This is a genomic window from Candidatus Symbiopectobacterium sp. NZEC135, from assembly GCF_025962695.1.
Window position 1 is genome coordinate 1 of sequence record NZ_JAGFPF010000404.1, and the last position, 1535, is coordinate 1535.

2 protein-coding genes are annotated in these 1535 nt (G+C 44.8%); both read right to left on the bottom strand.

The features are described 5' to 3' along the window. A partial coding sequence (locus J5224_RS27300) for a hypothetical protein (protein ID WP_264628278.1) occupies positions 1-969 on the bottom strand: 969 nt, incomplete at its 3' end. An 11-nt stretch (positions 970-980) separates the two neighbouring features. Next, on the bottom strand, positions 981-1535 hold a 555-nt coding region (gene sctE, locus J5224_RS27305), incomplete at its 5' end, for a type III secretion system translocon subunit SctE (protein WP_264628279.1).

The following is a 1535-nucleotide window of genomic DNA, read 5'->3' on the forward strand; positions in this document are numbered from 1 at the left end:
ATCAAATTGCCGCAATTGCTGTAGGCCATTCTGCTCAGCCTGGCTCAATATCATCTGGGAAGAGGCAATGGTTCCCATCGCCATTGCTCCGCCCTGTAGCCCTTGCCCAATAGCAACTTGTTGCTGTGAGGCGCTTAGGGTAGATTGGAGTTGAAATTCCTGCTTCTGCGCCAACACGTGTTCACGAGTGGCAGATTGCTTCAAGCGGGTCATATCTTGCGCCCACATCGGATCATTCATATCCTTCCCGCGTGAAAGCGTTGCTTGAGCATCAAGTTTATTACCCAGGTTCTTGTGCTGAGTAATTTTGGCGCCCTGGATCTCATACCCTTTAATCGCCTGGCTTTGTCCTTTATAAGACTTGATTCCGCCAGTCAACGCCATACCACCGGTCACAAAGCTACTGGTAAGATCTTTTTTAAGCTGCTCTTGAGCAGCCTGCATGCTGTGCTCAACGGAGCGCTCGAGACTTTTCTGGCTTTTCTCCAACATACTGGTTTTCATGTCACGTTCAGCATGCTTGAACAATACTGCCGTTTTCGCCAAGTCGATGATGGGTTCAAAACGCGTACTAATGTAACCACCGAGAAACTTTGTCGCAGCCATGATTTTTTCTGGCCCACTCGCTATTTCTTTCTCCGGTATTACAGCGATTTTTTCATTCTGTGCAGGCATCAAAGCGCCATTTTGAGAATACAAAGCAATTTGTTTGTTTAACAAATTAGCATCCGTATCAGAAACCGGCTTGGTGATGTCAGGAATTCGAATATCAATACCGACAAGGTGACTGGAGGCTTGCTGCACTAACATCGCTCTATTTTGATTGATGTCGGTGGCACCTAAAGGCCTGGAACTCGCTTTCTCGATGAAACTGGTATTATCCATACCTTTGCGATGCATCTCATCAGGAAGAGCACTCGACCGCGGCTGGAAACTGGTATTATTGGGGTTTGAAATAGATACTGCCATAACGCCTCCTATTAGGCTCTGATATTTCTTACAACACTCTTCCCAGTGTTGGCTTTACTGCTTAACATGTCAGACAAAGTCATATTTATCGATTGAGATGCTTTGCTATCTTCTTCATGATTAGCAAGAATTTTACTGATGAGATCGCGCAAAATGGTGACATCCATTGCGGCCAAATTAAAATCAGCAATGGCCTTGGTGGCCTGAAGCCGGATATTTGAAATATTAATGCTCATTCCACTTTGAACCACAGGCATCGCCGTGTGAACGCCGTTTTGCAACATTTCCAATCGTTTCAATGCAATGTTACCTAAGCGTTTCGCATCTTCTGGATCGCTTAATTTCAATACCTTCATAACATTGGCATTTACTTTATCTGAAATGTGATCCAGTTTTTTATTGATTTCCCGTGTCACTCTTCCAACCTGGTTTGTTACAGATTGCATACTTCGACTCAATGCCGCACTCCCCTGTCGCATAGAGTTATTAACAAGTTGCGGCATGATTTTATTAATGACCTGCGTTATCGCCTGCTTGATTGACTGCATAATGGCAGAGGTCATTGC